General features: G+C 33.5%; 21 protein-coding genes. 10 read left to right on the top strand and 11 right to left on the bottom strand.

Annotation, left to right across the window (positions count from 1 at the left end; translation table 11 throughout):
• The first annotated feature begins 220 nt into the window (after positions 1-220).
• Complete coding sequence (gene nagB / locus EG348_RS11500; RefSeq protein WP_123983254.1) at positions 221-2,146, top strand: glucosamine-6-phosphate deaminase; 1,926 nt, start codon at positions 221-223, stop codon at positions 2,144-2,146.
• Between the two features lie 298 nt (positions 2,147-2,444).
• On the opposite strand, the gene EG348_RS11495 is transcribed toward nagB, so the two are convergent.
• Positions 2,445-4,775, bottom strand: coding sequence for an ATP-dependent helicase (locus EG348_RS11495; protein ID WP_123983253.1), 2,331 nt, complete (start codon positions 4,773-4,775; stop codon positions 2,445-2,447).
• A 154-nt stretch (positions 4,776-4,929) separates the two neighbouring features.
• Positions 4,930-6,369, bottom strand: a complete 1,440-nt coding sequence (locus EG348_RS11490; protein WP_123983252.1) for a tetratricopeptide repeat protein — start codon at positions 6,367-6,369, stop codon at positions 4,930-4,932.
• Between the two features lie 666 nt (positions 6,370-7,035).
• On the opposite strand from EG348_RS11490, the gene EG348_RS11485 reads away from it, so the two are divergent.
• From EG348_RS11485 to secG, 4 genes are all read left to right on the top strand, one after another.
• Positions 7,036-8,037, top strand: coding sequence for an aerolysin family beta-barrel pore-forming toxin (locus EG348_RS11485; protein ID WP_123983251.1), 1,002 nt, complete (start codon positions 7,036-7,038; stop codon positions 8,035-8,037).
• A 170-nt stretch (positions 8,038-8,207) separates the two neighbouring features.
• Complete coding sequence (locus EG348_RS11480) at positions 8,208-9,521, top strand: M16 family metallopeptidase (RefSeq protein WP_123983250.1); 1,314 nt, start codon at positions 8,208-8,210, stop codon at positions 9,519-9,521.
• Positions 9,522-9,629: 108 nt separating this feature from the next.
• Positions 9,630-11,663 (top strand): M16 family metallopeptidase, encoded by a 2,034-nt coding sequence (locus tag EG348_RS11475; RefSeq protein ID WP_123983249.1) that lies wholly within the window; start codon positions 9,630-9,632, stop codon positions 11,661-11,663.
• A gap of 131 nt (positions 11,664-11,794) precedes the next feature.
• The gene (secG, locus tag EG348_RS11470; RefSeq protein WP_123983248.1) at positions 11,795-12,142 is read left to right on the top strand and encodes a preprotein translocase subunit SecG; all 348 of its coding nucleotides are present in this window, start codon (positions 11,795-11,797) and stop codon (positions 12,140-12,142) included.
• 72 nt (positions 12,143-12,214) lie between these two features.
• On the opposite strand, the gene EG348_RS11465 is transcribed toward secG, so the two are convergent.
• Genes EG348_RS11465 through recR form a run of 5 tightly spaced genes read right to left on the bottom strand, consistent with a single transcriptional unit; the run spans position 12,215 to position 16,344 of the window.
• On the bottom strand, positions 12,215-13,240 hold the full coding sequence (locus EG348_RS11465; RefSeq protein ID WP_123983247.1) for a lipopolysaccharide biosynthesis protein: 1,026 nt from the start codon (positions 13,238-13,240) through the stop codon (positions 12,215-12,217).
• On the bottom strand, positions 13,237-14,370 hold the full coding sequence (locus EG348_RS11460) for an NAD-dependent epimerase/dehydratase family protein (RefSeq protein WP_123983246.1): 1,134 nt from the start codon (positions 14,368-14,370) through the stop codon (positions 13,237-13,239). The genes EG348_RS11465 and EG348_RS11460 overlap by 4 nt, the downstream gene beginning before the upstream one ends.
• 4 nt (positions 14,371-14,374) lie before the next feature.
• On the bottom strand, positions 14,375-14,926 hold the full coding sequence (locus EG348_RS11455; RefSeq protein WP_123983245.1) for an acyltransferase: 552 nt from the start codon (positions 14,924-14,926) through the stop codon (positions 14,375-14,377).
• On the bottom strand, positions 14,923-15,708 hold the full coding sequence (locus EG348_RS11450; protein WP_123983244.1) for a glycosyltransferase family 2 protein: 786 nt from the start codon (positions 15,706-15,708) through the stop codon (positions 14,923-14,925). The genes EG348_RS11455 and EG348_RS11450 overlap by 4 nt, the downstream gene beginning before the upstream one ends.
• Before the next feature lie 24 nt (positions 15,709-15,732).
• Positions 15,733-16,344: a recombination mediator RecR gene (recR, locus tag EG348_RS11445; protein ID WP_123983243.1), complete on the bottom strand. Its 612-nt coding sequence runs from the start codon at positions 16,342-16,344 to the stop codon at positions 15,733-15,735.
• A gap of 123 nt (positions 16,345-16,467) precedes the next feature.
• Between recR and EG348_RS11440 the strand changes: the two genes are divergently transcribed.
• From EG348_RS11440 to EG348_RS11425, 4 genes are all read left to right on the top strand, one after another.
• Positions 16,468-17,073, top strand: coding sequence for a hypothetical protein (locus EG348_RS11440; RefSeq protein ID WP_123983242.1), 606 nt, complete (start codon positions 16,468-16,470; stop codon positions 17,071-17,073).
• A 19-nt stretch (positions 17,074-17,092) separates the two neighbouring features.
• Positions 17,093-17,584, top strand: a complete 492-nt coding sequence (locus EG348_RS11435) for a hypothetical protein (RefSeq protein ID WP_123983241.1) — start codon at positions 17,093-17,095, stop codon at positions 17,582-17,584.
• Positions 17,585-17,668: 84 nt separating this feature from the next.
• Positions 17,669-19,114, top strand: a complete 1,446-nt coding sequence (locus EG348_RS11430) for an aminoacyl-histidine dipeptidase (protein ID WP_123983240.1) — start codon at positions 17,669-17,671, stop codon at positions 19,112-19,114.
• Positions 19,115-19,470: 356 nt separating this feature from the next.
• The gene (locus EG348_RS11425; protein ID WP_123983239.1) at positions 19,471-19,908 is read left to right on the top strand and encodes a hypothetical protein; all 438 of its coding nucleotides are present in this window, start codon (positions 19,471-19,473) and stop codon (positions 19,906-19,908) included.
• Between the two features lie 80 nt (positions 19,909-19,988).
• On the opposite strand, the gene EG348_RS11420 is transcribed toward EG348_RS11425, so the two are convergent.
• Positions 19,989-20,318 (bottom strand): 2Fe-2S iron-sulfur cluster-binding protein, encoded by a 330-nt coding sequence (locus EG348_RS11420; RefSeq protein WP_072409557.1) that lies wholly within the window; start codon positions 20,316-20,318, stop codon positions 19,989-19,991.
• 103 nt (positions 20,319-20,421) lie between these two features.
• Positions 20,422-21,477: an NAD(P)/FAD-dependent oxidoreductase gene (locus EG348_RS11415; protein ID WP_072409556.1), complete on the bottom strand. Its 1,056-nt coding sequence runs from the start codon at positions 21,475-21,477 to the stop codon at positions 20,422-20,424.
• 156 nt (positions 21,478-21,633) lie between these two features.
• Between EG348_RS11415 and EG348_RS11410 the strand changes: the two genes are divergently transcribed.
• Positions 21,634-22,404, top strand: a complete 771-nt coding sequence (locus tag EG348_RS11410) for a DUF3108 domain-containing protein (RefSeq protein WP_123983238.1) — start codon at positions 21,634-21,636, stop codon at positions 22,402-22,404.
• Positions 22,405-22,748: 344 nt separating this feature from the next.
• Here the strand turns inward: EG348_RS11410 and pheS are convergent, their stop codons facing one another.
• A complete protein-coding gene (gene pheS, locus EG348_RS11405) occupies positions 22,749-23,759 on the bottom strand; it encodes a phenylalanine--tRNA ligase subunit alpha (protein ID WP_123983237.1) in 1,011 nt (336 codons plus the stop codon).
• A gap of 127 nt (positions 23,760-23,886) precedes the next feature.
• Positions 23,887-24,546: a YceI family protein gene (locus EG348_RS11400; protein ID WP_123983236.1), complete on the bottom strand. Its 660-nt coding sequence runs from the start codon at positions 24,544-24,546 to the stop codon at positions 23,887-23,889.
• Positions 24,547-24,599: the final 53 nt, after the last annotated feature.

Raw genomic sequence — 24,599 nt, 5'->3', positions numbered from 1 at the left:
AATAGACTTTTAATTTAGGAAAATATCTCTTACTTAAATTCAGAAAATAAATTTTCCATCTAAAAATCAACTTCAATTTAATTTTTAAAGGGTAAAATAGTATGTCACCAGCCTATCTTATTGCAATTAATCATTTCATTTAAACATGATGTAAAAATGCCAACACACTGATTAATAATCAATAATAACTTATTATATTTACTCTTAAATCACACATAATATGATAAAATTAAATTTACTCGAAGAAACTCGTTTTGAAAAATTGCCCGTGAATGTTTTTGAAGATCCGAGATCCGCTTCTATTAATGTTGCTCATCGTATCGCCGATATCATCAGAAAAAAACAGGCAGAAAATACTTTCGCCGTACTCGGATTGGCAACCGGAGTGACACCAATTGCTGTTTATAACGAGCTGGTAAGATTACATAAAGAAGAAGGTTTAAGCTTTAAAAATGTAATCACTTTTAATCTTGACGAATATTATCCAATGCTCCCCAACGCTTCTCAAAGCTATGTTACTTTTATGAACGAAAACCTTTTCGATCATATCGATATAGAAAAAAAGAATATTCATATTCCGGATGGAACGTTGGCTTTAGAAGACATCCCTGATTTCTGTTTACAATATGAAAAGAAAATTGCAGAACTTGGTGGATTAGACATTCAAATCCTGGGAATCGGACGTACAGGGCACATTGGTTTTAATGAACCAGGTTCCGCTCCAAATTCAGGAACACGTTTGGTTACGCTTGACGATCTTACCCGACGAGACGCTGCAAAAGATTTTGGAGGAAAAAGTTTTGTTCCCACAAAAGCAATCACGATGGGAATCGGTACCATTTTTAAAGCTAAAGAGATCATTCTGATGGCATGGAGCCGTAAAAAAGCTTCCATCATTAAAAAAGCTATAGAAGGAAAAATTTCAGGAAAAGTTCCGGCAACTTATCTTCAACTCTCAAATAATGTAGAATTTATTCTGGATCAACCTGCGGCTTCAGAACTTACCCGTTTTGATACTCCATGGCTCGTAAAAGATTGTATCTGGACAGATAAATTGATTCATAAAGCAGTTATCTGGCTCGCAAACCACCTTCAAAAACCCGTATTAAAACTCACAGAAGACGATTACAACAATAATGGAATGGCTCAACTGGCCACTGAACGCGGTCCTGTTTACAATATCAATATTCACATATTCAACAAATTACAACATACGATCACAGGCTGGCCCGGCGGAAAACCAAATGCCGACGATTCTCAACGTCCCGAAAGAGCCGAACCTTCTCAAAAGCGCGTGATCATTTTTTCTCCACATCCCGATGATGATGTCATTTCGATGGGCGGAACATTTATCCGGTTAGTCGATCAAAAACACGATGTACACGTTGCATATCAAACTTCAGGAAATACAGCGGTTTGGGATGATGATGCTCTTCGTTTCATTGAGTTTAACGTAGATTTTACCGAAAGAATGGGAATGGATAACGCAAAACTTAAAGAACTGTACCAAAATATGCGTTCATTTATTGATCAGAAAAAACCTAATCAGGTTGATACTCCTGAAATTCAAACAATTAAAGGATTGATCCGAAAAGGTGAAGCTATTGCTGCCGCACGTTATTGTGGTTTGGAGGATGATCATATTCATTTTCAGTCACTTCCTTTTTACGAAAGTGGAAAAAATAAAAAAAATCCTGTTACCGATGTTGATATTGAACTGACAATGAAGTTGCTTCAAAAAGTACAACCTCATCAGGTTTTTGCAGCGGGAGATTTTGAAGATCCTCATGGAACCCATATCATTTGTTTTAATATTATTCTAGAAGCATTAAAACGACTGCGAAAAACTGAAACTTGGGCAAAAGACTGCTGGTTATGGATGTATCGCGGAGCCTGGCATGAATTTGAAACCCACGAAATTGAAATGGCTGTACCGATCAGCCCAAAAGAATTGGAAAGAAAAAAACACGCTATTTTTAAACATCAAAGTCAGAAAGACAGAGCTGTTTTTCCGGGAGATGACGCAAGGGAATTCTGGCAACGTGCGGAAGACCGTAATCGTGAAACAGCAAAGGCTTATGATGAATTAGGATTGGCAGAATATGAAGCCATGGAAGCTTTTGTGAGATGGAAGTTTGAGGACTGATTTTGTCTTCACCTTTTGTATTTTTCATCACAAGGTTAGACAAAGATATTTTTTGAATATTAATTTTTTTAAGATAAACAAGGGCGTAAACTTATCAAAGTAATACAAACTTTGTCTTTCAAAAATAAATGAAATGCCTTTGTTTATCTTAAATTAGCATTTTAGTATTAAAAATATCTTTGTCTAACCTTGTGATAAAAATAAAACCTATTTTCAAATCATGAAAACAGGTTTAACTTTTTGAGATTGCTTTACTTCGACAGGCTCAGCACAGGCTTGCTTCGCTCCTCGCAATGACTTAAATTTTCGTCAGCTTAGCATATTTTAAGATCAGGTTTTTCTCGCCTTCATGCATGAAAACTACTTTTGCTTTGATATTCTGAGGATCTGTTCCATCTAGGAAAGTTACTTGTCCGATTCCAAAACGGTCGTGTCTCACGCTGTCTCCTACTACGATATCCTGAGAAGAAGCTCCGCTTGGATTGATGATTTTAGCGGTGCTTACAGGTTTTAATTTTCTAGGTTCAGCAATTGGTTTTGAACCGTCTGCTCTTTCGATAGATTTCTTTTCAACTCTTTTGAAACCCTTCATTTCAGAAGGATGCTCGTCAAAAATATTTGATTTTACTCCCGCATTATTAATGAAACGTTTTTCCATAACAGGATTCACGAATTCTATAAACTCTTCATCAATCTCGCTTAAGAATCTTGAAGGTTCAGCATCGGTAATTTTTCCCCACTGAAAACGTGAAACTGCATACGAGAAAAACACCTGCTTTTCAGCTCTAGTTAAAGCAACATAGAATAAACGTCTTTCTTCTTCCAGGTCTTCTCTGGTTGTAGAACTCATAAAACTTGGGAAAAGATTTTCTTCTAATCCAACCAAGTGAACCACAGGAAATTCCAGTCCTTTTGAAAGGTGAATGGTCATTAAAGAAACCATATCATCCTCATCATCTTTTTTCTGTGTATCAGCAGAAAGAGCAATATTTTCAAGGAAATTCGGTAGGCTCGGATCTCCATCTTCCACCTGCATTTGTTCTTCGATGAACCCCTGCATGGAGTTCATTAATTCCTGAACGTTCTCTACGCGGGAAATTCCTTCCGGAGTCTGATCGTCTTTTAAAAATTTAATTAAACCGCTTCGTTTCGCAACTTCCATCGCAACATTGTAGGCTGTTTCAGTTTTTAATAATACCTGAAACGCCTTGATCATCGACCAGAAGTCACTCAATTTTGTTAAAACTCCATTATTAAAGCCTAATTGCGGCGCATACATCGGAAGATTATCCAAAACATTAGAAACAGGCAGATTACGTGCATCAGCAAAAACGATTAATTTATTCTGAGTTGTTTCTCCGATTCCTCTTGTTGGATAATTGATGATTCTCATCAAAGCTTCTGAGTCATTTTCATTGACTAACAATCGAAGGTATCCAATTAAATCTTTAACCTCCTTTCTTTGGTAGAAAGACAGACCTCCATACACTTTATATGGAATATTTTTACGTCTCAAGGCATCTTCAAAAGCACGCGTTTGAGAGTTTGTTCTGTATAAAATTGAGAAATCACTGTATTTTCTCTGATCTCTGTTACGAAGTTCCCAGATATTTCCGGCAACGAAATTCGCTTCATCAGCATCTGAAAGTGAGCGGTAAACTTTGATCTTATCTCCCTCTTCATTTTCACTGAATACGTTTTTCTTAAATTGCTGTAAGTTTTTAGCAATAACAACATTAGCAGCATTCACAATATTCTGTGTCGAACGGTAGTTTTGCTCCAAAGAAACCGTTACTGCGTCAGGATAATCTTTTTTAAAGTTTAAAATATTATAAATATTCGCGCCACGGAAAGAGTAAATAGACTGTGCATCATCTCCTACCACACAGATATTTTCAAATTTTGAAGCCAAGGCTTTCACAATAAGATACTGCGAGTGGTTGGTATCCTGGTACTCATCTACCAAAATATATCTGAATCTGTCCTGATATTTTGCTAAAACTTCCGGAAAACGAGTCAACAATTCGTTGGTTTTCAACAATAGATCGTCAAAATCCATTGCTCCGTTTTTGAAACACTGCTCAACATATTTCTGGTAAATCTGTCCGATGAATTTCATGTTGGCTTTTTCATCAGCTTCAATTAATTCCGGATTATTGAAATACGCTTTTACCGTGATCAGATTATTTTTATAGGTAGAAATTCTTGACTGAACTTTTTTAGGTTTATATAGATCTGCATCTACATTCATGTCTTTCAGCACTTTTCTGATGACATTCAAAGCATCCTGCTGATCATAGATCGTAAAATTGGAGGGATAACCTAAATAATGGCCTTCACTTCTCAAAATTCTCGCAAAAACAGAGTGGAAAGTTCCCATCCAAAGGCTTCTAGCATTGCTTTGTCCGACAAGTTTAGCGATACGTTCTTTCATTTCTTTTGCCGCCTTGTTGGTAAAGGTAAGCGCCAGGATATTGAAAGGGTCTATCCCATTGGTGATCAAATGAGCGATACGCATCGTGAGTACACGCGTTTTTCCGGAACCGGCTCCTGCAAGCACCATCAGAGGTCCCTGTAGTGTGGTAACGGCTTCATATTGTGGTTCATTGAGTCCTTTCAGATAATCCATACAGCAAAAAATTTTGGGAACACAAAATTAGTGTATTATATGGAGAATTCAAATTCTATATTTTATATGATTTCATTACCATACTATAAGATTTGTAGTCCTACTTTTTAAATGAAACCATTCTCTTTTATTTAAAAATAACCAAATTCATATATTAAAGTTCTAATATCCAAGTTGAAAGCTTTACATCAGAGGAAAGTCCTAATTTCTTTTTCAGTCTGTATTTTTTTGTTTCAATAGCTCGTAACGTTATATTTTCATACTGAAGAATTTGTTTACTGTCTAAATTGAGTCTGAGATAAGTACAAAATTTGATATCATGTTCTGTAAGATCAGAACAATAAAACTTTAATTTTTCATGGAAATCAGGATATAATTTTTTAAAACTACTAAGAAAAAAAGGACTTCCATCTTCTGCCATTTTTATAATCTCGCTATAAGATCTATACTCGTGAATTCTTTTCAATTCTATATTCTCAAAAGATGTATTTGGCAACAAAGTATTTTTGTTTTTTTTATTCTCTCGTATTTTATATCCTATATAGAGAATGACTATTATTACTAAGACTACAATAAAAAAATATAATTTATTCTCTTCTTTTTTATCTCCCAGTTCATCAACAATAGAGTATAATGCCACCTTTTCTTTATCATTAATGCTGTCATTTAAGAATGAATATTTTTCATAATAATCATGTGAATTTTGCTTATCATCAAGAACCTCATAAATTTTTGACATTTCCTTATAGATATGCATTATATATTCTTGACGTTTAATTTTTCTTGAAATAGTAAGAGAACTAAGGTAATAGTTCAAAGCGCTTTCATAGTCCTTTTTTATATAATATAATTGACCAAAACTCATCAAAGCCTGCGCTTTGTGATGTAAAGGAAATCTGTTGATTAACGTTAATATTTTATTGGATTTTTTTAGATAATATTCCGCAGAATCTAATTCTTTTTGCTGTCGCATAAATCTTTTTGCAATTTTTATATATGCTAAAGGCTCTGGATTGAGTTTTAAAAGGCTACTTTGTATTTTATATAAAGAATCTATTTCATTCAATTCATCAAAATTAGACCATTTCCAAAGGTAATTATGGTATAAAAGATGCATCCTCAACTTTCTATCTGTTACATTTAATGAATATTTAATAGATTCATTCAGCTTTTCATTGCTTTGTTTAAAAAGTCTCAATAAAAAATAATCTCTACCATACTCATTATACAATTTAGAATATAATATTGGATCATTAATTTTTGTCAACTCTTTTTTTGCAATATTTAGATGATCCAAACTTCGACTATACTCATTAATAGATGCAAGTAAATTACCTATATTAATGTTTGCAGCAGCAATACCTCTATAATCCTTATTTTTTTTATATCGTTTTAAAACATCCATATTGAAGTCAATAGCATCCTCATACTGACCATTATATTTATAATTTTTTGTAATACTATCTAATTCAAAAACAGTATAGCTCTGGCTTTTATAATGAAGTGCAAAAATCACAAAAAACAGAAATCCAATCTTTAAAGGGCTATAAAACAAAAAAAGAAAAAACTTATTGGATGAGAAAAACAAATTCATACATATAGATTTATCATTATGCGTAAGTTAAAATATTACATATCTGTAGCTTTTTATAAAAAAATACTACAATTCAACTACATAAAATATTAACTATCTAATTTACAGAACCTTAAAAACTGTAGTGTTTTTGTAGAAGTAGTTCTTTTTAATTTCATTCCTACATTTACATCAGTAATTTTTAGCACAAAATAGATAATATTCCCTTTCAAATTTCAACCAAATATATGATTTTGTTTGATATATTTTTTTCAATAAAAATGAGTACACACCCGCTAAATAAATAAAATAACAACTTTAACTTAAATTTTAAATAAAAATAATAATTAAAAACCAAAATTTAAATAAAAAAAATATCACACTTCACCTATTTACAATAAACATACACATAATCGATATTTAACTAATATTTAATATTCATAATTAGTTTATAGAAATTTTTAACAAACCCCTAAATACAACAATATTATAAAATTATTCCAGTTCATTTTTTACTATAATAAGTACTACAAACAATAAAAAAACATCTGAAAATCAAATAACTAATAATACATATAATTCAATCTAAAAACCTCCTCCACTTCCACCTAATTAATCCTGATAATTAATGCTATTTAATAATGAAATAGTTTAAACAAATGTATAACTCATTAAAAATAATTTAAAATGAAAAAATCAATCATTATTTTTGCACCTTTTTTATTAATGTCAATTTCATGTTCCAATGATATTAATCATGATGTTGAAAATGCGCCCAAAAACAATTCTAAAGTAAGTGCAAAACAATTAAGTGAATCGGAAATGTTAAAGAATGGATGGGTAGTTCTTGAAAAAATTGATCTTTTGGAAGGAAATAAACAATTTACTGTTCCTAAAACAAATGCATTAAAAACAACCTCTCAACCACAAAACATCCCTTTAAAGCAAGGACATTTAAAAGATTTAGGCTATGATATAACTCAATCTAATGCAAGAAATTCTTTGAAGAGTATTTTTTCTATAAACGGAATTACTCCTGATGGAATTAGTTTTAATCCTGATCTTTCAGTAGATGGTCATTCAAGTAATAATGCGGGGGGTGTCCCAAATACACATGCCATTATGGGAATTCCTGTGGTACAAATAAATCACAAAAATTTCAATTTACCTGATGAATCATTCACAACAGAAGCCATAAATGATTCTGACGAACCGATGAACATTCGTGTAAGCTACTCATACAAAACAGGATATAAAACAACATGGAAAAGAGTAGTTTCCGGATCCTTAAAGATTGGGGCAAAAGCAAAATTTCAAATTCCAGTCATAGGCGAGACAGAGGTTAGCACAGAAGTTACAGTAGGAGGTCAGACAGAGGATGGTACAGAAACATCTACCGAAACAACATTAACGAGTATTGCAATTGTGCCCGTACCTGCAAAATCTAAAAAAATGGTTACCATTTTATCAAAAACAAAGGAATCTTCTGTTAATTACTTTGTTCCCATTACTGTAGGAGGAACAGTTCGTACTAATTACCCTCAAAAAGTTAATGGACATTATTTTTGGTCTACACCAATTTCCTCATATCCTGATTTCATATCAAAGGTAAAAGGAGAAACAGGAATAGCAAAATCAATAAATAATGTAAGTGTTACAATTTTAACTTCTCCTGCACAGCCCCTATAAATCTGAGGCTTAGATTACAACATACAAATTTTAAAGTCAATATTAGTTGTCTTTAAAAACCTATAAAGCGCTAAGAGATTTCTAAGCGCTTTTTATGTTTTAACTTTTAGATCTAATACTGTAACAAATTGATTTGCTTAGCTACTAATTAACAAAACAATTTCTATTTTATGAAAAAACGACTTCTTTCTGTTGCTGCAGTGGCTTTCTTCGGAATGGCTTTGAATGCACAACAAATTAAATTCGAAGAGTATGACCTACCAAACGGACTTCACGTAATCCTTCATCAGGATAATTCGGCGCCAGTAGTTACAACAGGTGTAATGTACCACGTAGGTGCAAAGGATGAAGTAAAAGGAAGAACGGGTTTTGCTCACTTTTTCGAGCATCTTTTATTTGAAGGAACGCCAAACATCAAAAGAGGTGACTGGTTCAAAATAGTTTCTTCAAACGGAGGACAAAACAACGCCAATACAACCAACGACAGAACATATTACTACGAAACTTTCCCTTCAAACAACGAGCAATTAGGTCTTTGGATGGAGTCTGAAAGATTGCGTCATGCTGTTATTAACCAAGTTGGGGTAGATACTCAGAGAGAGGTTGTAAAAGAAGAAAAAAGATTGAGAATGGATAACCAGCCTTATGGAAATCTATTCACAACAGTACAGAAAAATCTATTCACCAATCACCCATACAACTGGCCAACAATCGGTTCTATGGAAGATTTGAATTCAGCTAAATTAGAAGAATTCCAGGCTTTTTATAAAAAATATTATGTTCCAAATAACGCTACTTTGGTAGTTGCGGGAGATATTAAACCTGAGCAGACTAAAAAATGGATTCAGGAATATTACGGAGCAATTCCTAAAGGAACTGTGTATCCAAAAGATTATCCGAAAGACGCGCCTATCACTCAGGAAAAAGAAGTTACGGCTACAGACCCTAACATCCAGCTTCCTGCGTATGTTTTCGCTTACAGAACACCTGCTAACAAAGAAAAAGACGCTTATATTTTAGATATGCTTTCTTCTTATTTAAGCAGTGGGAAATCTTCAGTTTTATACAAAAAATTAGTAGATCAGGAGAAAAAAGCACTTCAGGTACAGGCTTTTAACCAAGGTCTTGAAGATTATGGAATTTTTGCATTTTTCGCGATCCCAATGGGGCAAACGACTAAGCAGACATTACAGACAGACATCGATGCTGAGATCAAAAAACTTCAAACGACTTTAATTTCTCAGGAAGATTATCAGAAACTTCAAAATCAATTTGAGAACCAGTTTGTAAATCAAAATTCGAGCATTCAGGGAATTGCTGCTTCATTGGCAACAAACCACGTTTTGATGGGAGATACCAACTTAATCAACAAAGAAATAGACATCTACAGAGGTATCACAAGAGAAGATCTGCAGAATGCGGCTAAAAAGTATCTTAATCCTAACCAAAGAGTCGTTATTAATTACGTTCCTGAAAAAAAATAATTTTTAAATAGACACGGGATATTAAATTTTAGACTACCAATCAGTCTTTAGAACTAATAAATATCATCAATGTTTAAAAAATAATTATTAAAAATTAAATTTTTACAAATGAAAAAGCAATTAACATATATAGCGGTAGCATTTTTATTCACAGGAATGCTTTCTGCACAAAAAATAGACATTAATGCAATGCCGAAACCGGGACCAACTCCTGCGATCAACATTGCTAAGCCAAAAACTTTCCAGTTAAGCAACGGACTTACCGTAATGGTCGTTGAAAACAACAAATTACCAAGAGTCAACGTAAACCTTTCTATGGACAGACCTCCATATTACGAAGGAAACGTTACAGGGGTAAGCCAAATTATGGCAGAACAGCTGGAAAACGGAACAACAAATTTAAGCAAAGACGAATTCAACAAAAAAGTTGATTTCTTAGGAGCCAACTTAAGCTTCTCTTCCGGAGGTGCTTTTGCCAATACACTTTCAAAATATTTCCCTGAAGTAGTAGGTTTAATGGCAGATGCGATCGTTAACCCAAAATTCTCTGCAGAGGAAATTCAAAACTCTAAAGAAAGAGCTATTGAAGGATTAAAATCTGACGAAAAGAACGCTTCTTCTATTGCTGAAAGAGTTTCAAGAGCTTTGATGTATGGAAAAAATACATCAAGAGGTGAATTTGAAACCGTTGAATCCATCAATAAAATTCAATTAGCTGACGTTCAGAATGTCTATAAAAAATATTACGCTCCGGACAACGCTTATTTAGTAATTGTTGGAGATGTAAAGTTTGATCAGGTAAAACCTTTGATCGAAAAAGCTTTCGGAGGATGGAAAAAAGCCAATACACCAATCGGAACTTTAGAACCGGCTTCTAATGTAGCTAAAACGGAGGTCAATGTTGTAGATGTTCCTTCTGCAGTGCAGTCTGTAGTTTCTTTAAACAACCTTAACACGTTGAAAATGAGAGATCCTAACTACTTCCCTTCTACTATGGCCAACTATATTTTAGGTGGTGGTGGTGAAGCCAGACTTTTCATGAACCTTCGTGAGAAAAACGGTTTTACATACGGAGCTTATTCTAGCATGACAGCAAGCAAGTTTTCTCCGGAATTCTCTGCCGAAGCAAGTGTGAGAAATGAGGTTACGGATAAAGCTGTTAAGGAATTTATGAATGAACTTAACGCTATTTCTACCGTAAAACCAGAAGAATTAGAAAATGCTAAAGCTAAATTGAAAGGATCTTTCATCTTGTCTTTAGAGAAGCCTGAAACGATCGCAAGATTTGCTTTAAACCAAAAAGTTCAGGATCTTCCTTCTGATTTTTATACTAATTATTTAAAATCAATTGATAAAGTAACCGCTGCAGACATTACCAATGCTGTAAAAGCTACTATTTTACCAAACCAAAGCAGAATTTTCATCGCCGGTAAAGCTTCTGATATTTCTGAAGGATTGGAAAAATTAGGTTACCCTGTAAAATATTTCGATAAAGATGCAAATCCTGTTGCAAAACCGGCTGCTCAGAAAGTTGACGCAAGTGTAACGATCGGATCTGTTGCTGATAAATACATTAATGCTATCGGAGGTGCAGCTGCTGTTCAAAAGATCACTTCAATCTCTTCTGATGCTACAACTAAAGTTCAGGGAATGGATATGAGCATGAAAATGATCCAGGGAAAGAACGGAAAAATGGCTATGAATGTTAGCATGATGGGAAATACTGTTCAAAAAATTGTATTCGACGGTAAAGATGGCTACATGGAAGCTCAAGGAAAGAAAGTACCTCTTAACGATAAGCAAAAAGCCGATATGTCGAAAGACGTTGAGCTTTTCCCAGAACTTGCTTTTGCAAAATCTGCTGAGTACAAACTTGCAGGTATAGAAAAATACAACAACGAAGATTCTTACGTAGTAAAAGGAGCAAAAGAGACTTATTACTACAGCGTAAAAACTGGTTTGAAAACTGGAGAAGTAAAAGCTGGAGAAGGAGGTTCTATCCCAACAAGCTATGCAGATTACAAGGATGTTTCAGGGGTTAAATTACCTTTCACGATCACTCAGAACATGGGTGGAATGGATATTAATTTAACGGTTCAATCTTATCAAATCAATCAGGCTAAAGATTCTGATTTCAAATAAGAACAACCAATTTCATATAAAAAACGGCAACAATTGTTGTCGTTTTTATTTTTATTAACATTTGCCAACATCTTTTTTTGTCATTCGGTAAAAAAAGATTAAATTTGCCCATTCAAAAAGATATCGAATTAATGGATACTATATTTATATTATTGATGGTTCTTATTATGATTGCTAGTGTTTTATTAGTAATCGTTGTTATGGCTCAGAACCCAAAAGGTGGAGGTCTTTCAAGTACGTTCGGAGGTGCATCTTCTGCACAGTTCGGAGTACAAAGAACCAATGACTTCATGGAAAAAGCAACTTGGAGTTTAGGAGCAATCATTATCGTTCTTATCCTTATCAGCGTTGTAATTACAGGGAAACCAACACAAACGGCTCCTGCTCAACAGTCAATTAAGAAAGAAGCTCCTGCGCAATCTGCTCCGGCTTCTAAAACAGCTACTCCGGCTAACACTCCTGCGACACCGGCTAAATAAGCAAATAATTTTTTACATATAGAAATAGCTCTCAGTGATGAGAGCTATTTTTTTGACTTATATTCGTTATGACTATCTGTATTGATTCCAGTAATCATCTTGATTAGTGAAAAATAAGCATTCTATAAAAGAATCCAAAGACATCATGTGCAGTGTTTCTTTATCTAGTGGTTCAAACTCTGTTTTAAAGAATTGGGCATCTAACTGAATATTTTCACGATCAAGAACTAAAATATTCTTAGGATTATAAAAAGGATAGTTTTTAATATCTGTGTTCGCCGTTATCAACTTTCTTCCTGAAGCCAAAACCTCAAATGTTCTGATCGTTAAACCATATTGAAAAGGTTTATTAATATCCAACACAGACCTTGATTTCTGATAATAATCAATGATTTGCTGGTGATTGAGTTTATCGAAGCTTAATTTATTATTATCAAACTTTTTAAGATTTTTATCAATCAGCTTTTTAATTCTGAAAGCGATTTTTCCCATTGCGTAATAGTAGAAAAAAGTCTTTAAATTAAGAGCATCAGCTTTAGCTTTTACTTCTTCTCCTACGATGTAACGATCTGTGTGCGCGCTTCCGATAAATACAATATCATATTCAACAGCCTTAGAATTTTGATTTAAATTTTTATATTCATCCAAATAAAAAAGCGGTCTGAAATTTAATCCATAGGTAACCGAATCATCATATTCAAATGTAATTTTCCTGTCGAAATATTTGAGATTTGAGATAAGGTTTGGATACTCCTTCAATGGATCGAAATTGTAATAGATCATTTCCATTTCAGGACTCAATTCCCGGATTTTTTCAAGAAAAAAAACAGGAATTGCTTCCCCTTTTATTAATAGGAAATAATCGTATTTTTTGTTTTTGATCTCATTTAAAATTGTATTGTAATACTTTGTAATCTGAGATTGATACAATCTTTTATTTAAACGGATAATTCCTTTAGAAAAATTGGAATTGGAAGGTCTTTCGTCATAAAAATCAACCTCAGCACCTAGCTCAGTCAGTCTTTTCGCAATAGCTCTTTCATATTTAAAAAAGCTAACCGATAAGAAAAGTATTTTTTTATCCTTTAAACTGATCATTTTAAAAGCCCTTTAACTTTCATTTCTTCCAACGATTCTTTGAATTTTATATCCTGAATATTCTGTTGTAACACCCAAGTTGTAAACCTCGACATTCCTTCTTCAAAAGAAATTTTCGGTTGGAAATTTAGCTTTGATTTGATTTTACTGATATCCGCAAAGTTATGCCTAATATCTCCCAAACGAAACTGTCCGGAAACATTGATATCAAAATCTTTATTATAGAATTTTCTTAAATTTTCTGCAACTGCAGTTACGGCCTTAGAAACTCCTGTTCCTACATTAAAAATCTCTCCATTAGCCTCGTCACTTTCGATACATTTTATCGTTGCTTCCACTGTATCATCTACATGCACAAAATCTCTTGATTCTTTACCGTCTTCGAAGACATTAATATTATTTCCATTAAGGATTTGTGATGAAAAGATGGATAAAATTCCGGTATAAGGATTCAATAAGGATTGACCTTCTCCATAAACGTTTTGAAATCTTAATGAAACAGGTTCAATCCCAATAGCAGCGCAGGTTGTCATCACCATTTGCTCCTGATTATGCTTAGTAATTCCGTAAATGGATGTCGGATGAATTTTTGATTCTTCATCGGTTGGAAGAGCTTCAAGAACTTGTCCGTCAGAGTATTTCACTTCAAAGTCACCGTTCTTCATTTCTTCAACTTTTCTTGGCTTTGGATAAACCAACCCCAGCTTAGGATGAAGATATTTTCCTTCGCCATAAATAGCTCTGGAAGATGCGATAATCACTTTTTTAACATGATGGGTTTTATTAACCAAAATATCCAGCATTTTTGCTGTTCCCGAAACATTTACTTCAGTATATTTTTCGATCTGATACATTGACTGTCCGGTACCTGTTTCAGCCGCCAAATGAACAATTATATCCTGACCTTCAATGGCATTTTCCCAATCTTCACGATTGGTAACATCACCTTTAATAAAGTTGATTTTATTTAAAATACTCCTATACAAAGGCGAGTCTTCCGATGGATTTTCTCCATGGATCTGTGACGAAAGATTATCCAACACCGTTACCTCATGCCCCTTTTTCGTAAGCTCTAATGATAACTTACTTCCTATAAAACCAGCTCCACCGGTGACTAAAATCTTCATCATATGATTAATTGACTTTTTCCCATTTTTGAGTTTCGGGATTAAATTTTTTCACAATTCGAGCCGGAGCCCCAACGATGACACAATAATCAGGAAACTCGCCCCTCACTACTGAGTTTGCTCCCACAACACATTGCTTTCCTAAAATAGTTCCCGCCATAATTGCAGAACCCATCCCGATATAACAATTCTCTCCTATTATGGTATCTTTCACAAGATATTCCTGTTTTACCACATGCTTACCGATTTCTTCATAATCATGATCGATATTGGTAATAAACACATTGGCTAATATTAATGAACTTTTGCCGATCATCAAATTTCCGGCAGAAGTAATATGCACGTTCTGCGAAATCACCACATCATCCTTAATATGAATTGTTCCAGAACGATGAACTTCAAGCCTCAAATGAGGGAATATCCGTACTTTTTTACCTATAAAAACTTTTTTGATTCCCATTAAAAACAATGGTTTGCCCAAGTATCCAGGAAAACCAAATTTCCCGAAAAATGGAGCATACACCACAGCTCTTAATGCCCAAAAAATTTTATAGATCATATTTTTGTTTTTAAAACTCTAACAAAGAATTTAATTTTTGAAAACAGAAAGAACAAAATATATTCAAAATAGCTTATTCGCTTATTCTCATACATTTCATTTAAATTTTTCTGTATTCCTTTTTCCATTTCAGGAAGATTGGCAGATAAACCGGAAACTCCAAATGATTTTTTCCCGCCACCTGTAAAAACCAATTCTTCAGCTAAGATGTACATTTCATTATTTTCAGAAATCTTCATCCAATAATTAGCATCTTCCGAATATCTTTGATCTTCATCAAAAAATCCTGTATTTTCTAATACTTTTCTTTTAAATATTGCGGTAGAAGTTTGTCCATCCACTCTTAAAAGTAGTTTTCTCAAACTCATTTTAGCTAAATTATTCTCTCCTGTTTTATAAGGAAACCAAATTTTTTCACCGTTTCTTAAAGCTGTGATAAAATCCACTTCTTTATTTTTCAGAAAAAACATTTGTTTTTCCGTTTTTTTCGGCAGCCATTCATCATCAGAATCTAATAGGGCAATATAATCTCCTTTCGCCAATTTCAAACCCGCATTTCTTGCTTTTGAAACTCCACTATTAGCCTGATTAATCAATTGAATATTAATTTCAGGATTAACCTTTATATAATTTTCAACTAAAACTTTACTCTGGTCAGTTGAGCCATCATTAATTACAACAATCTCAAATTCTCCCAAATCATATGTCTGGAATTTAACAGAATCTAAAGCTTTAATAACTGTTTTTTCTGCATTGTACATTGGGATTATTACCGAGATCATTTAAATTTAATTTAGTAATAATTTTTAGCTTGCTTCATTATAAGGCAACCTATTAATAATCGATCTTCCCAAAGAAATTTCATCGGCATATTCCAACTCGTCCCCAACGGAAATTCCTCTTGCAATGCTTGAAAAATTTACATTAAAACCTTTGAATTTCTTGTAAATATAATAAGCCGTCGTATCTCCTTCCATCGTAGCGCTTAATGCAAAAATAAATTCTTTTACCTGCCCTGCATTAAGCTTCTTTTCAATACTCGGAATATTTAGCTGATTGGGTCCTACTCCTTCCATCGGGGAAATTTTCCCGCCCAAGATCAGATACTTTCCTGTATATTTTCCTGTATTTTCAATGGCAATAACGTCACGAACGTCTTCTACGATACAAATAACTTCATCATTTCGTTTATTATTGCTGCAGATTTCACAAATCTCAAAATCAGAAAAATTATGGCATTCTTTGCAGTATTTTATTTCGTTAACGAGATTAATGAGAGAATTTCCTAAAGTTACCGCTCTGGAATTAGGTTGTTTCAATAAATGTAATGCTAAACGTAAAGCTGTTTTCCTGCCAATCCCGGGTAATCCAGAGATCTCATCCACTGCTTTTGCCAAAACTTTACTCGGGTAATCCATAACTACAAAAATAATACAAAAAGATGATTTTCCGTAGTTTTACGGGGGCTAAATCCAGAGATAATTCCAATAAAAAATTTATCTTTGGGAACTTAATATTAATTTGAGAAAAATATAAACTAAATGGTACTTAATAACCTAAATTATCCACTGGATTTTAAATTCAAGATCACAACATTAGCCAGCGACTTCAATATTACGGACAAAAACGGAAACGCTGTAGCTTACGTTCGTCAGAAAATGTTTAAATTGAAAGAAGATGTGATCGTTTTCAATGATGAGAGCAAATCAAAGGAACTTTTCAGAATTCAGGCGAATAAATGGATTGATTTTAATGCTTCTTATTCTTTAAATGACTTAATTGACAAGAAAAATTATGGAAGATTAGCAAGAAAAGGAATGCGTTCTATCTGGAAGTCTACTTATAATATTTTAGACTCTAATGATCAGCCAAAATTCACGGTTACAGAAGATAATGCATGGACAAAATTCTTTGACGGAATGGTAAGTGAGATCCCGATTATCGGTATGTTTACAGGATATTTCCTTAACCCGGCTTACACGGTAAGAGGAATTGACGGAAAAGAATACTTTAAACTTAAAAAAATGCCTTCATTCTTCGGAAGAAGATTTCAGCTTGACAGAATGATCGATATTGACGACGAAGACGAAAGTTTAGTTGTTCTTTCATTATTAATGATGGTTCTTCTTGAAAGAGCCAGAGGATAAATAATATAAACCACAAACAATGAAATACCTAATTATTTTCTTTTCAGCGTTCTTATTGGTCGCTTGTAAAAAAGACAAAGAAACAGTTTCGAATTCGACGGCTACAGATTCGCTGAATATTGTTCAGGATTCTGCAAAAACGACAGCTTCTACAGGTAAAATTTTAGTTGAAACCATTGCTTTTCCTAAAGAAATTAAAGAATGTTCATGCTATTTTGCCAGAAACAAAGCAGATTTTGAAGCAGAAAAATATATTTACGCTGATGACGCAGGAAAAACAGCCTATATGAAACTTGACGGTAAAAGATTAGCAATGAATCTGATCTCTTCAAGCGACATGGAATCTGACGAAGAACTGAGCAAAGAAATTGAAATTGACGATTACAAGATCTCTGTAAAAGGCAAAAAAATAAAAGGTGAAGAAGCTTTGTTGTTCCAAGGCACATTGACTATCGAAAAGCCTGATGGTACCGTTGAAACAATGCCAATTTATGGTGAATGTGGATGTTAAAAACAGCTTCTAGCAAAAATAAAAAATGCTTCCAGATTTACGGAAGCATTTTTTATTTCGTAATTTTGATAAAAATAAAATTTCATGGAATTATCTAATATAGAACCGCAAATAGTATGGAAGAATTTCTCCAAACTAAACGCTGTTCCAAGACCTTCAAAAAAAGAAGAAAAAGTAATTGCTTTCATTAAAGAATTTGGTGAAAATCTAGGATTGGAAACCACAGTTGATGAAGTAGGAAATGTAATTATTAAAAAACCAGCCACTGCAGGAATGGAAAACCGTAAATCTATTGTGTTGCAATCGCATTTGGATATGGTTTGTCAGAAAAACAATGATGTTACTTTTGATTTCGAAACTGAAGGAATCAAAATGGAAATCGATGGAGATTGGGTAAAGGCAAAAGGGACAACTTTAGGAGCTGACAACGGTTTAGGAGTGGCTACAATTATGTCGATCTTAGAAAGTTCAGACATTCCGCATCCGGCTTTGGAAGCGCTTTTCACAATCGATGAAGAGACTGGAATGACAGGAGCAATCGGTCTAAAACCAGGACAATTGACAGGGGAAATTTTATTAAATCTTGATACAGAAGAGGATGATGAAATTGATATCGGCTGCGCGGGTGGAATTGATGTTACGATTTCTCAAAACTATCAGACAGAAGCTTCAAACGGACAAATTGTAAGAATAGAAGTGAAAGGTTTGCAAGGCGGTCACTCCGGAATGGACATCCACAAAGGTTTCGGAAATGCAAATGTTATTTTAGGAAGATTACTCTACAAAGCTTTAGCAAAAGAAAATATTCAGTTGATCTCTATCGACGGAGGCGGATTAAGAAATGCTATTCCGAGAGAAGGCGTTGCTATTATTTCTGTGCGAAATGCTGAAGAATTTATTGAAGAAATTACAAATGGTCTTAAAAAAGAGATTTTAGAAGAATTTGCAACTATTGAGCCTGCTCTTCATATTAATATTGAAAATTCAACAAGTTCAGACAAAGCAATCTCAGAAGAAGATTCAAAGATAATCATTTTAACTTTAAAAGCTCTTCACAACGGTGTTTACAGAATGAGTCCGGATGTTAAAGATTTGGTAGAATCTTCAAACAATGTGGCAAGAGTTGAATTAAAAGAAGGAGGATTGAAAATTTTAAATCTTTCTAGATCATCGGTTGATTCTTCTAAAGATTCTGTTTCAGAACAGTTAAAATCTGTAGCAGAATTAGCCGGAATGAATACAGAATTCAGTGGTTCTTATCCAGGTTGGAAACCAAAACCGGGTTCTGAAATCGTTCAGTTGATGGAGAAAATCTATACTGATAAATTTAAAGAGAAACCACAAGTTGTAGCTTGTCATGCAGGTTTAGAATGTGGAATTATCGGAGCCAATTATCCTGAAATGGAAATGGTGAGTTTCGGACCAACGATCAGAGGAGCTCACTCTCCTGACGAAAGAGCAAATATCCCTTCTGCACAGAAATTCTGGAGTTTTCTTAAAGATATTTTAGCGAATATTCCTCAGAAATAAAATAATACAATTGCTATATTGATATCCAAAGTCGTTTGATTTTGGATATTTTTGTTCAAAATAACTTCATGAAGAAACTATTGTTTATAATTTCTCATACAACTTCTATGCTTAGTTTAAATGCTCAAAGCTTAGAATTTAGAATATATTGTTGTGATAATACTAAAAAGGAAAAATTATAAAGCTCCAAGTGTTGGGAAATGGATTTCTAAGGAAGAAGTTTATAATAATAATAATAATAATCGATTTAAATGATGATTAGATTTACACTTATAATACTTTCTTTATTCTTTTTTAATAACTTTTGTAAAGCACAAAAACAAAGACATATTTTCAAACGTTATACAAAAAATGACTTGAATAATGACAAAATTCTCGACAATGTAGAAATTGAAGAAGTTCAGTGTAAAAATAATTATATTGGAGATGATGATTACATGAAATGTAGAATTGTAAGAATAGATTTGTTAAAAAAAGACGGGACATCTTCATTTTATGCATCTAATTATCATATTGTTCCATGTTCTGATTGTAGTGAGGATAGCACAGATCCTTTTAAAGCTGTAAAAATTAGAAAAAATGGTTTTTCTCTTATTCTGACCTACAAATTTGTTCCTGAAGGAACCAAGATGACAGAAATAATTACTTTTAAGTATGATAAACTTTCAAATAATTTCATTCTTCACAAAAAAGTGAGAACGCTTGAATCCTATAAAAATGGAGAGATTGAAAATAAAACAGATGTTCAGACTGTTAAAGATTTTGGAAAAATTTACTTTTCCGATTATAGATAACAGTATTTTTTGAAATCAATAAAACAAAAAACTCCCGAAGAACAATCTTCAGGAGTTTATATTTTTTAGTTAAAATTTTTCTAAGGATAAGGAGCAATCTCCACTTCAAGACCTTCCATTTCTTCAACAATATGCAGCTGGCAACCCAATCTGCTATTCTCCTTCACATGGTAAGCTTCTGCAAGCATTGCATCTTCTTCATCGCCCATTTCTACAAGTCCCGGATCACTGATCACGTATACCTGACATGATGCGCACATCGCCATTCCTCCACAAACTCCGATTGTTCCTTCTTCTGCTAATTCATATGAACGGATGATTTCCATTAAGTTCATAGACATATCCGTAGGAGCAACAATATCGTGAGTTACACCGTCTCTATCGGTGATTTTTATATTAATATCGTTCATTTTTAGTTGTTGGTATTTAGTTTTGGGTGTTTAGTATTTGGGGCTAAAAAGTTATAAATATTTTTATTTCTAAACACTAAAAACCATCAACTAAATACTATTATTAATCTATTTTTTTCACAACAGCTTTCTCAGCTTCTTTACGGCTTCCGTCAAACCCGTCAACTCCACTTACGGTTGTATATTTTAAAACGTATTTTTTACCCGGATTTAATCTGTTATAAACACTTTGACACATCAACGTTGCCTCGTGGAAACCACAAAGAATCAACTTCAATTTACCAGGATATGTATTGATATCTCCGATAGCGTAGATTCCATCGATGTTTGTCTGATAATCTAATGCATTGTTTACAACGATCGCATTTTTTTCAATATTCAGTCCCCAAGTAGAAATATCTCCCAATTTTGGTGTCAATCCGAATAATGGAATGAAATAATCCGTTTCAAGGTCATAAGCTTCTTCACCATCTTTCACAACAGTGATTGATTCCACTTTTCCGTCTCCCTTAATTCCTGTAACTTCAGCAGGAGTGATCAATTTGATCTTTCCTTGATTCTTAAGATCCTGTACTTTTTCAACAGAATCCAAAGCTCCTCTGAATTCGTTTCTTCTGTGGATCAATGTAACTTCACTTGCAACATTTGATAAGAAAATACTCCAGTCCAGCGCAGAATCACCACCTCCGGCAATGACTACTTTTTTATTTCTGAAATGTTCAGGTTCTTTAACGAAATATTCAAGGCCTTTTTCTTCGTAATCAGCTACATTTTCAAAAGTCGGTTTTCTAGGCTCAAAAGTACCTAAACCACCTGCAATTGCAATCGCTTTCGCTCTATGTACCGTTCCTTTGTTGGTAATAACTTCAAACCACTCATCATCAACTTTAGAATAAGAAACTGCCGTTTCACCTAACGTAAACCCAGGTTGAAACTGCTTGATCTGCTCCATTAAATTATCAATTAATTCACCAGCATTCACCGAAGGATATCCCGGAATATCGAAAATAGGTTTTTTAGGATAAAGCTCAGTCAATTGGCCTCCAGGTTGAGGAAGTGCATCGATGATGTGACACTTCATTTTTAATAAACCTGCTTCAAAAACAGCAAAAAGTCCAGTTGGTCCGGCTCCTATGATCAATATATCAGTAGTTATCATAATAATAAGATAATTTAATTATAAGTATAGCTGCAAATTTACTAATTTTAATGCTAAGCATATTTAATTCAGTCTAAATAAAAAGCTGAGATTTATCAAATATCATTAAAAAAATAAAAACTTTAAATTTGGCAACGTTTTTGTAAAACTCTTAGTATGAAGAAAATATTTATTATTTTAACTTTATTCGTTTTCTGTTTGGGCAGCGCTCAGATAGATAATATTGCAAACGGCGAATCTTTAACCTTGAGAATTCATTATGGTTTTCTTAATGCCGGAACTGCCAACTTGACAACCAAAACGACTACCTATCAAGCAGTTCCGCATCTTTATGTAAAAGGAACAGGATCTACAACGGGCGCTGTAAAAGCATTTTTCAAAGTAGAAGATTTGTATGAAAGTTTTATCAATACACAAACCGGGCTTCCTAGTTTTTATGTAAGAAATGTAAAAGAAGGTGGATATACCCAGCATTTTGAGACGGTTTTTAACCATGATAACAATACGTTGATCCTAACAGATAAAAAAACTCCGGCTAACGGTTCTAAGGTTCTAAAATCAGTAAAAGGAGTTCAGGATATGCTTTCTTGTTTCTATTATTTAAGAAGTAAAAGCCCGGCTGAGCTAAAAGTAGGAACAGTGATCAACATGAATGTGTGGATTGATGATGAAATGTTTCCTTTTCAATTAAAAGTAACCGGAACAGAAAATTTAAAGACAAAATTCGGAACGATCAATTGTTTAAAAATCATTCCGTCTGTAAAAAGTGGAAGAGTTTTTAAAGAAAAAGAAGGCGTGACGATGTGGGTTTCCAATGATGCGAATCATGTTCCGATGTTATTGAAAGCAGAATTGGCTGTAGGTTCTTTAAAGGCCAGTATTGATGATTATAAGAATGTGAAATATCCCTTGAAATTCACAAAATAAAATATAGTTAGTTTTTTTAATTTGAAAATGTCTGTAATATTTTTTACAGGCATTTTTCTTTATATGTAATATTTTCAAAGTATCAAGTGTTATAATTATATACAGATAGTTTTTTAATTACGTTTTGTTTCTAAGGTCAGTAATTAAAAAACAAAAACCTCCGAAAATTTCGGAGGTTTTGTTCTTGTACATTTGTGTAAAAAATAATTTTTTTTCTCATTTTGCTTGTACAAATATACCAACACCTAGTATATAATCATTTTAAATAGCATCGATATATATCGATGTGATTATAGATATTTTTCTATAAAAAACCTCCGAAATTTTCGGAGGTTTGATTTTTATTATAAAGTTTTAAATTGTTCTAACGTTCGGATATCATTTTCGAAGAACATTCTGATATCGCTCATTTGGTAAAGAAGCATTGTAATTCTTTCAATCCCCATTCCGAATGCGTAACCTGAATATTTTTCTGAATCTATATTTACATTTTTAAGAACGGCAGGATCTACCATTCCGCAACCCATAATTTCTAACCAACCTGTTCCTTTTGTAATTCTGTAATCAATTTCAGAGTTTAATCCCCAATATACATCGATCTCAGCACTCGGCTCGGTGAAAGGGAAATAAGAAGGTCTCATTCTGATCTTCGACTTACCAAAAAGTTCAGTTGTAAAGAATTGGATCGTTTGTTTCATATCTGCAAAACTTACGTTCTCGTCAATATACAATCCTTCGATCTGGTGGAAAATACAGTGCGAACGAGAAGAGATCGCTTCATTTCTGAATACTCTTCCCGGAGATAAAATTCTGATCGGCGGCTGATTTTCTTCCATATAACGAATTTGTACAGAAGAAGTATGTGTTCTCAATAAAAGATCTGGGTTTTGCTCAATAAAGAAAGTATCCTGCATGTCTCTTGCCGGATGATATTCAGGAAGATTCAGGGCTGTAAAGTTGTGCCAGTCGTCTTCAATTTCTGGTCCGTCTGCAACAGCAAAACCGATAGATTTAAAAATCTCAATAATTCTGTTTTTTACCAAATTAATCGGGTGTCTTGAACCCAAATCCAATGGAAAAGCAGGTCTTGTAAGATCTTCTTTTTCTAAGATAATAGAAGATTCAGACGACGTTTTCAAATCTTCCAATTTTACAGCAACAGCCTGCTTTAGAGTATTGATCTTCTGCCCAAATTCTTTCTTCTGATCGTTCGGTACTTCTTTAAATTTTTCAAAAAAATCATTCAGAACACCTTTTTTACCATTGTACTTAATTCGGAAGTTCTCTATCTCCTCTCTAGATGTAGCATTAAAGCCGTTTACTTCAACAAGTAGTTCTTCTATCTTTTCTATCATTATTCTACACTTTCAAAAATGTTTTGCAAAAATACGGTTTTTAAGTTTAATAATTTATTTGAACCAAAAAAAATCTGCCTCTTTTCGGAGGCAGACTTCAATCACTTATTTCACTTAAATAAAAAAATTATTTTTTTTCTAAAGCTTTAACGTTGATCTGAAGAGTTACCTCATCCTTGATGACTCCGTTTTCAGCAGGAGCCTGGAATTTCACGCCAAAATCTTCTCTTTTAATATCCTTAGGCTCAGTTGCAACGCTCACTACTCCATCTTTTACGGAAACATTGGCTTTAAACTGAGTTGGTTTTGTAATTCCTTTTACTGTTAAATTACCGTCTAGCAATGTGTTGTAATCACCTTCCGCAGCCGGAGTAACTTTTGTAATTTCATAAGAAGCTGTCGGGAATTTTTCTACTTCGAAAAAATCTCCGCTTTTCAAATGACCATTTAATTTTCCTAACTGATCAGCATCGTCTTTTAGATCAACTGATGTTAAAGAATTCATATCAGCAACGAATTTTCCGCTTTCAAGTTTTCCGTCTTTTACGGTAACATCACCGCTTTCAAACTTAATGGTTCCGAAATGGCTTGTACTTTCAGATTTAAAAACTTTATATCCTTTCCACTCCACTTTACTGTTTAAAGTATCCAATGTATATTGGTTACCGTCTTTAGTTGTTGCAACTTCATCACTTTCGCTTGTAAGAGGTTTGTCTTTATTACAAGAAACCACTAAAAACGCATTAAAAAGAGCAGGAATAGCTAACGAAAACAGTTTTTTTCTCATTTTTGATATATTTTTATTGTAACTGTAAATATAATAAAATATTTTATTTTTTC

The organism is Chryseobacterium sp. G0201, assembly GCF_003815655.1.
Classification (GTDB): Bacteria; Bacteroidota; Bacteroidia; order Flavobacteriales; family Weeksellaceae; genus Chryseobacterium.
The sequence above is the reverse complement of the archived record's forward strand: the minus strand, read 5'-3'. Positions and strand labels throughout refer to the sequence as shown.

Excerpts from the sequence above, each read along its gene's own strand:
- pheS (WP_123983237.1), bottom strand. The coding sequence starts at position 23,759 with ATGATAGAAAAGATAGAAGAACTACTTGTTGAAGTAAACGGCTTTAAT.
- recR (WP_123983243.1), bottom strand. The coding sequence starts at position 16,344 with ATGGATTACCCGAGTAAAGTTTTGGCAAAAGCAGTGGATGAGATCTCT.
- secG (WP_123983248.1), top strand. The coding sequence starts at position 11,795 with ATGGATACTATATTTATATTATTGATGGTTCTTATTATGATTGCTAGT.
- EG348_RS11420 (WP_072409557.1), bottom strand. The coding sequence starts at position 20,318 with ATGAACGATATTAATATAAAAATCACCGATAGAGACGGTGTAACTCAC.
- EG348_RS11465 (WP_123983247.1), bottom strand. The coding sequence starts at position 13,240 with ATGATCAGTTTAAAGGATAAAAAAATACTTTTCTTATCGGTTAGCTTT.
- EG348_RS11480 (WP_123983250.1), top strand. The coding sequence starts at position 8,208 with ATGAAAAAACGACTTCTTTCTGTTGCTGCAGTGGCTTTCTTCGGAATG.
- EG348_RS11460 (WP_123983246.1), bottom strand. The coding sequence starts at position 14,370 with ATGATGAAGATTTTAGTCACCGGTGGAGCTGGTTTTATAGGAAGTAAG.
- EG348_RS11450 (WP_123983244.1), bottom strand. The coding sequence starts at position 15,708 with ATGATCTCGGTAATAATCCCAATGTACAATGCAGAAAAAACAGTTATT.
- EG348_RS11430 (WP_123983240.1), top strand. The coding sequence starts at position 17,669 with ATGGAATTATCTAATATAGAACCGCAAATAGTATGGAAGAATTTCTCC.
- EG348_RS11400 (WP_123983236.1), bottom strand. The coding sequence starts at position 24,546 with ATGAGAAAAAAACTGTTTTCGTTAGCTATTCCTGCTCTTTTTAATGCG.
- nagB (WP_123983254.1), top strand. The coding sequence starts at position 221 with ATGATAAAATTAAATTTACTCGAAGAAACTCGTTTTGAAAAATTGCCC.
- EG348_RS11495 (WP_123983253.1), bottom strand. The coding sequence starts at position 4,775 with ATGGATTATCTGAAAGGACTCAATGAACCACAATATGAAGCCGTTACC.
- EG348_RS11415 (WP_072409556.1), bottom strand. The coding sequence starts at position 21,477 with ATGATAACTACTGATATATTGATCATAGGAGCCGGACCAACTGGACTT.
- EG348_RS11440 (WP_123983242.1), top strand. The coding sequence starts at position 16,468 with ATGGTACTTAATAACCTAAATTATCCACTGGATTTTAAATTCAAGATC.
- EG348_RS11435 (WP_123983241.1), top strand. The coding sequence starts at position 17,093 with ATGAAATACCTAATTATTTTCTTTTCAGCGTTCTTATTGGTCGCTTGT.
- EG348_RS11455 (WP_123983245.1), bottom strand. The coding sequence starts at position 14,926 with ATGATCTATAAAATTTTTTGGGCATTAAGAGCTGTGGTGTATGCTCCA.
- EG348_RS11475 (WP_123983249.1), top strand. The coding sequence starts at position 9,630 with ATGAAAAAGCAATTAACATATATAGCGGTAGCATTTTTATTCACAGGA.
- EG348_RS11490 (WP_123983252.1), bottom strand. The coding sequence starts at position 6,369 with ATGAATTTGTTTTTCTCATCCAATAAGTTTTTTCTTTTTTTGTTTTAT.
- EG348_RS11485 (WP_123983251.1), top strand. The coding sequence starts at position 7,036 with ATGAAAAAATCAATCATTATTTTTGCACCTTTTTTATTAATGTCAATT.
- EG348_RS11410 (WP_123983238.1), top strand. The coding sequence starts at position 21,634 with ATGAAGAAAATATTTATTATTTTAACTTTATTCGTTTTCTGTTTGGGC.